Raw genomic sequence first — 6,638 nt, 5'->3', positions numbered from 1 at the left:
AATCCACCCCGAAGGGCTTCATCGTTCGACTTGCATGTGTTAAGCACGCCGCCAGCGTTCGTCCTGAGCCAGGATCAAACTCTCCGTGAATGTTTACCGGTAATCCGGTTGAACACCACGAGAGCGGTGCGAGAGGAGGAATAATCCTCTCGCACACAGCGTCCTCGCTGTGTTATTTCAAAGGAACCTCGTCCCAGCTGATGCTGGAGACGGGGTATCAACATATCTGGCGTTGACTTTTGGCACGCTGTTGAGTTCTCAAGGAACGGACGCTTCCTTTGTACTCACCCTCTCGGGCTTTCCTCCGGGCGCTTCCCTTCGGTCTTGCGTTTCCGACTCTATCAGATCTTTTTCCGATCCGATTTCCTCGGTGCTTTCCAGGGTTTCGCTTCCGCGTTTCCCTTTCCGGCGGCTCCGACTTTATCAGAGATTCTGAGTCGGAATTCCCACCCCCTCCGGGACACGATGTCGGGCGCACAAGGCGCTCGGGTTCCCTTCGCGGTGGAGCCGTAAACGTACTGGAGCGGGGCGCCCCGATGCAAATCGAGGCGCCCCGCTCCAACTTGGCGCTTTCGGTGGGCCGTCGGGGGTCAGACCTCGACGACGACCGGCAGGATCATCGGCCTGCGCCGATACGAGTCGGAGACCCACTTGCCGAGGGTGCGGCGGATCAGCTGCTGGAGCTGGTGGGGCTCCACCACGCCGTCCTGGGCCGAGCGCTCCAGAATCTCCGTGATCTTCGGGATGACGTCCCCGAAGGCGGAGTCCTCGATGCCGGAGCCACGGGCCTGGATGTGCGGGCCGCCGGTGATCTTCCCGGTGGAGGAGTCGATCACCACGAAGACCGAGATGATGCCCTCGTCGCCGAGGATCTTGCGGTCCTTGAGGGCCGGCTCGCCCACATCGCCGACGGAGAGGCCGTCGACGTAGACGTAACCCGCCTGGACTTTGCCCGAGATCTTGGCCTTGCCCTCGATGAGGTCGACGGCGATGCCGTCCTCGGCGATGACGATGCGGTCGTGCGGGACACCGGTCATGGCGCCCAGCTCGGCGTTCGCCCGGAGGTGGCGCCACTCGCCGTGAACCGGCATGAGGTTCCTCGGGCGGCAGATGTTGTAGAAGTACAGCAGCTCGCCGGCCGAGGCGTGACCCGAGACATGGACCTTGGCGTTGCCCTTGTGGACGACGTTGGCGCCCCAGCGGGTGAGGCCGTTGATCACGCGGTAGACCGCGTTCTCGTTGCCCGGGATGAGCGACGAGGCGAGGATGACCGTGTCGCCCTCGACGATGCGGATCTGGTGGTCGCGGTTGGCCATGCGGGACAGGGCGGCCATCGGTTCGCCCTGGGAGCCCGTGCACACCAGCACCACCTGGTGGTCCGGGAGGTCGTCGAGGGTCTTGACGTCCACGACCAGGCCCGGCGGGACCTTGAGGTAGCCCAGGTCACGGGCGATGCCCATGTTGCGGACCATCGAGCGGCCCACGAAGGCGACGCGGCGACCGTACTCGTGGGCGGCGTCCAGGATCTGCTGGATGCGGTGCACGTGACTGGCGAAGCTCGCCACGATGATGCGCTTGCGGGCGCCGCCGAAGACCTGGCGCAGCACGTTGGAGATGTCGCGCTCGTGCGCGGTGAAGCCCGGGACCTCGGCGTTGGTGGAGTCGCTGAGCAGGAGGTCGATGCCCTCCTCGCTCAGCCGGGCGAAGGCGTGCAGGTCCGTGAGGCGGTTGTCCAGCGGGAGCTGGTCCATCTTGAAGTCGCCCGTGTGGACCACCATGCCGGCCGGGGTGCGGATCGCGACGGCCAGGGCGTCCGGGATGGAGTGGTTGACCGCGATGAACTCGCAGTCGAAGGGGCCGACGCGCTCGCGCTGTCCCTCGGCCACTTCGAGGGTGTAGGGGCGGATGCGGTGCTCCTGGAGCTTGGCCTCGATCAGGGCGAGGGTCAGCTTGGAGCCGATCAGCGGGATGTCCGGCTTCTCGCGCAGCAGGAAGGGCACGCCGCCGATGTGGTCCTCGTGGCCATGGGTCAGGACGATGCCCTCGATGTCGTCGAGGCGGTCCCGGATGGACGAGAAGTCCGGCAGGATCAGGTCGATTCCGGGCTGCTCCTCCTCGGGGAAGAGCACTCCACAGTCGACGATCAGCAGGCGGCCGCCGTACTCGAAGACCGTCATGTTTCGGCCGATCTCGCCGAGGCCGCCGAGCGGGGTGACCCGTAGGCCGCCTTCGGGAAGCGGCGGGGGCGGGCTGAGTTCAGGGTGCGGATGACTCAAAAGACTCTCCTCACCACGCGCGCCACGTACCGGTGAGGCACGTGGCGCGCGTGACGTTCGTGCAGAAGCAGTTGTCGTTGCGATGTCGGGTGCGGGCACCGGTGGCCCGCTATTCAGTTGTGAAGTCTTTGCGCGCGGTGTGGTTCCGCGAAGTCCGTTGTCAGAGCTGTACCCCGCCGGCGGCAAGATCGATCTTGAGCTGGGCCACCTCTTCCGGCGAGCACTCGACCATGGGGGCGCGCAGCGGGCCGGCGGGCAGGCCCTGGAGGGCGAGCGCGGCCTTGGTGGTCATGACGCCCTGGGTGCGGAACATGCCGGTGTAGACGGGGAGCAGCTTCTGGTGGATCTCCGTGGCCTTCTGTACGTCGCCCGACGTGTAGGCCTCGACCAGGGTGCGCAGGTCGGGGGTGACGACATGGCCCACGACGGAGACGAAGCCGACCCCGCCCACGGAGAGCAGGGGCAGGTTGAGCATGTCGTCGCCGGAGTACCAGGCGAGGCCGGAGCGGGCGATGGCCCAGCTGGCGCGGCCGAGGTCGCCCTTGGCGTCCTTGTTCGCGACGATCCTCGGGTGCTGCGCGAGGCGGACGAGCGTCTCGGTGTCGATCGGGACGCCGCTGCGGCCGGGGATGTCGTAGAGCATGACCGGCAGCTCGGTGGCGTCGGCGAGGGTCGTGAAGTGCCGGTACAGGCCCTCCTGCGGGGGCTTGTTGTAGTACGGGGTGACGACCAGGAGGCCGTGGGCGCCCGTCTTCTCGGCGGCCTTGGCCAGCTCGACGCTGTGGTGGGTGTCGTTGGTGCCGACTCCGGCCACGATGTGGGCGCGGTCGCCGACCGCCTCCAGTACGGCTCGTACGAGGTCCGATTTCTCCGCGTCGCTGGTGGTCGGGGACTCACCGGTGGTGCCGTTGATGACCAGGCCGTCGTTGCCTGCGTCCACCAGGTGGGTAGCGAGCCGCTGTGCGCCGTCGAGGTCGAGTGCGCCGTCCGCCGTGAACGGCGTGACCATGGCGGTGAGGACCCGCCCGAAGGGGGTCTGCGGAGTGGAGGTCGGAGCCATGGGTTACACGCTACTCGTTGCTCAAGGCGCGGTCTGCCCTCGGGGGGAGCGAAAAGTCATGACAAAGGCGGAGCCCGGCACTGCCTGCTCGGGGGTTCAAGCAGTGCCGGGTCCGTTTGATCAGGCTAGATGAACTTCTCCAAATGCCGCAATACGGACACTTCGTGCGGCTGATCCGTACATCTGTGCCGGACGGGGAAACCGTGTGCGTTACGGGGCCACGCGGCCGTTGGCGTTGAAGGCCGCGTGGGTGAGCGGCATCAGCCTCTCCCACTCGGCTTCCATCTTCTCGCCCACCATCTCGATCTCGCGCTGCGGGAAGGACGGCACCCTGGCCAGCTCGTGCTGCGTGCGCAGGCCGAGGAAGTGCATCAGCGACCGGGCGTTGCAGGTGGCGTACATCGAGGAGAACAGGCCGACGGGGAGCACGGCTCGGGCGACCTCACGGGCGACGCCCGCGGCGAGCATCTCCTGGTAGGCCTCGTAGGCCTGGCGGTACGAGTCCTCCATGACGCGGCCGGTGAGCTCCTGCTGCGCCTGGGTGCCCTCGACGAACTGGTACTTGCCCGGGCGGCCCTCCTGGACCAGCTTGCGGGAGTCGTCGGGGACGTAGAACACGGGCTGGAGCTCCCGGTAGCGCCCGCTCTCCTCGTTGTAGGACCAGCCCACGCGGTGCCGCATGAACTCGCGGAACACGAAGATCGGGGCGCTGATGAAGAAGGTCATCGAGTTGTGCTCGAAGGGGCTGCCGTGCCGGTCCCGCATCAGGTAGTTGATCAGGCCCTTGGAACGCGCGGGGTCCTGCTGCAGCTCCTCCAGGGACTGCTCGCCGGTGGTGGAGACACGGGCGGCCCACAGCACGTCGGAGTCGGCCACGCTGTGCTTGACCAGCTCGACGGTGACGTCACTGCGGAAACTGGGCTTGAGATCGTCGACGGGGGTGTCGGTCACGGCTCGGGGGGTCCTTCCATCACTTCTCTGGGCGGCGCCCACTCTACGGCTCCGCACTGACAGCCGGGTGTTCGGTCCGGGTCCGGGCGGAGTTCTGCGAATTGCGGAGAAGCGGGCACCTTCCGCGACTCTCGCTCGTCTGTACCGGTGAGCGTGATTCGTTCGAACTGTCCCGAAAGGAACCGCACCCCGATGTTCCACAGCAATGTCGCTACCCCGGCCCGGCAGCGGGCCTCGGCCAGGGAGATAGCCGGGCGCTGGCTGCTGGGGGCCACGATCGTCGGCGCGCTGGTGGGTGCCGTGGTCCTCGGTATGCCGGCGCTGTCGATCGAGCACGCCGACGGGACGCGGCAGTCCCAGGCCGCACAGGCCCGCTGACCCCATCCGGCCCCCCGAGGGTGGTGAGGGTGGACCGGGGTCGATAGCCTCACCGGGCACTGCCCCTGCGTGGATCGAGTGAGGACCAGCCGTGCCCCTGCCCTTCCTGACGGCCGACCGTGCCTTCGAGGCGGCTGACGATGTCGCGCTGCCCTTCGACGACCGCGACCGTTGGCGGCGCCCCTACCGGCCCGGTCCCTGGCGGGTGGGCGCGGCTGCGGTCTGCCTGATGCTCGCCTCGTTCGTGCTGTTCGCGGCGGTCATCATCGCGCTGACCGGAACGTTCGGCGGCGCGGGCGTCGTCTTCGGCATCGCCCTGGCGATCATCGTCGGGGCCCTGCGGCTGCTGCGGATGGGCGTCTGGGTGAGCGCCCGCGGGCTACGCCTGGTGAGTTTCTTCGCCACGCGCACGATCGGCTGGAACCGGGTCGACTCGGTTCGCACGGTGCAGCAGCCGGTGCGCTGGCTCGGTCTGCCCCGCACCGTGCAGGGCCAGGCGCTCGTGCCGGCCCTGCGGGAGCGGGCCGCCTCCGATCTGCCGCCGTTGATGACCACGCACAACGCCGACTTCCTCGGCCGCTTCGCGGCCTTCGACCGCGCGGCCGACACGATCGAGGCGTGGGCCGCGGAGTACCGGCGGGGCTGAGCCCGGCGGCCGTCACCGGCCGACACGCGTGAAGGGGCCGGCCCGCGGTGGACGCGGGCCGGCCCCTTCGGCGTACGGCGTTCAGGCCGCCTGGACGGCGCGGCCGTCGTGCAGGGCGATGGCGCGCTGCATCGCCCTGCGGGCGCGCGGGGTGTCGCGGGCGTCGTGGTAGGCGACGGCCAGCCGGAACCAGGTCCGCCAGTCCTCCGGGGCGGCCTCCGTCTCGGCCTTGCGGCGGGCGAACACCTCGTCGGCGGAGTCCCGGTCGACACGACCGCTGGGCGTGCGCCGGAGCTCGTCCACGGGCAGGCCGCCCTCGGCGTCGAGTTCGGCGGCGAGGGCGTTGGCCCTGCGGACGAACTGGGTGTTCTTCCACAGGAACCACACGCCGATGACCGGCAGGATCAGCACCGCCACGCCGAAGGTGACGGTGAGGAGCGTGCCGGACCGGATGAGCATCACGCCACGGCTGCCGGCCAGGACGAAGTAGACGACCAGGACGGCTGCCGTGACGGCGTAGGAGAGCTTCGCGCGCATCGGTGATTCCTCAGCCCAGGTCCAGGAAGTGCTCCAGGCCGAAGGTCAGACCCGGAGTCGTCACCACCCGGCGGGCGCCCAGCAGGATGCCCGGCATGAAGCTGCTGTGGTGCAGGGAGTCGTGGCGGACGGTCAGGGTCTCGCCCTCGCCGCCCAGCAGGACCTCCTGGTGGGCCAGCAGGCCGCGCAGGCGGACGGAGTGGACGGGGATGCCGTCGACGTCCGCGCCCCGCGCGCCGTCCAGGGCCGTCTCCGTGGCGTCCGGCGCCGGGGCCGTGCCCGCCTTGGCGCGGGCCTCGGCGATGAGCTGTGCGGTGCGGGTGGCGGTGCCGGAGGGGGCGTCGACCTTCTTCGGGTGGTGCAGCTCGACGACCTCGACCGACTCGAAGTACGGCGCGGCGATCTGCGCGAACTTCATGGTCAGGACGGCCCCGATGGAGAAGTTCGGGGCGATCAGCACACCCGTCGCCGGGGAGTCGGCGAGCCAGCCGTTCAGCTGTGCGAGACGGTCCTCGGTCCAGCCCGTCGTACCGACGACGGCGTGGATGCCGTGCCCGACGCAGTACTCCAGGTTGGCCATCACCGAGTCCGGCGTGGTCAGCTCGACGGCCACCTGGGCGCCGGTCTCCGCGAGCGTCTCCAGCTGGTCGCCGCGGCCGAGGGCGGCGACCAGCTCCATGTCCTCGGCGGCCTCGACCGCCCGTACCGCCTCGGAGCCGATCCGGCCCTTGGCGCCGAGGACCGCCACGCGCAGCTTGCTCATCTCAGTTGCTTCCTAACGTCGGATGTT

The 6,638-nt window shown here is 68.8% G+C and carries 7 protein-coding genes and 1 rRNA gene; 2 read left to right on the top strand and 6 right to left on the bottom strand.

The window, feature by feature from the left end:
* From ABZZ79_RS26385 to thyX, 4 genes are all read right to left on the bottom strand, one after another.
* Positions 1 to 90 (bottom strand): 16S ribosomal RNA (locus ABZZ79_RS26385); the annotation flags it as partial.
* Between the two features lie 500 nt (positions 91 to 590).
* Positions 591 to 2,276: a ribonuclease J gene (locus tag ABZZ79_RS26380; protein WP_356692664.1), complete on the bottom strand. Its 1,686-nt coding sequence runs from the start codon at positions 2,274 to 2,276 to the stop codon at positions 591 to 593.
* A gap of 160 nt (positions 2,277 to 2,436) precedes the next feature.
* Positions 2,437 to 3,336: a 4-hydroxy-tetrahydrodipicolinate synthase gene (gene dapA, locus ABZZ79_RS26375; RefSeq protein WP_356692662.1), complete on the bottom strand. Its 900-nt coding sequence runs from the start codon at positions 3,334 to 3,336 to the stop codon at positions 2,437 to 2,439.
* A 210-nt stretch (positions 3,337 to 3,546) separates the two neighbouring features.
* The gene (gene thyX, locus ABZZ79_RS26370) at positions 3,547 to 4,287 is read right to left on the bottom strand and encodes an FAD-dependent thymidylate synthase (RefSeq protein ID WP_356692660.1); all 741 of its coding nucleotides are present in this window, start codon (positions 4,285 to 4,287) and stop codon (positions 3,547 to 3,549) included.
* Between the two features lie 192 nt (positions 4,288 to 4,479).
* On the opposite strand from thyX, the gene ABZZ79_RS26365 reads away from it, so the two are divergent.
* Both ABZZ79_RS26365 and ABZZ79_RS26360 read left to right on the top strand, forming a co-directional pair.
* Positions 4,480 to 4,665 carry a hypothetical protein gene (locus ABZZ79_RS26365; RefSeq protein WP_356692658.1) on the top strand — a complete coding sequence of 62 codons (186 nt, stop codon included), beginning with the start codon at positions 4,480 to 4,482 and terminating at the stop codon, positions 4,663 to 4,665.
* Positions 4,666 to 4,756: 91 nt separating this feature from the next.
* Positions 4,757 to 5,311, top strand: a complete 555-nt coding sequence (locus ABZZ79_RS26360; RefSeq protein WP_356692656.1) for a hypothetical protein — start codon at positions 4,757 to 4,759, stop codon at positions 5,309 to 5,311.
* 81 nt (positions 5,312 to 5,392) lie between these two features.
* Here ABZZ79_RS26360 and ABZZ79_RS26355 read toward each other — a convergent pair whose 3' ends face one another.
* Positions 5,393 to 5,848: a hypothetical protein gene (locus ABZZ79_RS26355; protein WP_356692654.1), complete on the bottom strand. Its 456-nt coding sequence runs from the start codon at positions 5,846 to 5,848 to the stop codon at positions 5,393 to 5,395.
* A gap of 10 nt (positions 5,849 to 5,858) precedes the next feature.
* Positions 5,859 to 6,611: a 4-hydroxy-tetrahydrodipicolinate reductase gene (gene dapB, locus ABZZ79_RS26350; protein ID WP_356692652.1), complete on the bottom strand. Its 753-nt coding sequence runs from the start codon at positions 6,609 to 6,611 to the stop codon at positions 5,859 to 5,861.
* Between the last annotated feature and the right edge of the window lie 27 nt (positions 6,612 to 6,638).

Origin of the sequence: Streptomyces sp. NPDC006458 (assembly GCF_040612135.1) — a bacterium.
Lineage (GTDB): Bacteria > Actinomycetota > Actinomycetes > Streptomycetales > Streptomycetaceae > Streptomyces.
The sequence above is the reverse complement of the archived record's forward strand: the minus strand, read 5'-3'. Positions and strand labels throughout refer to the sequence as shown.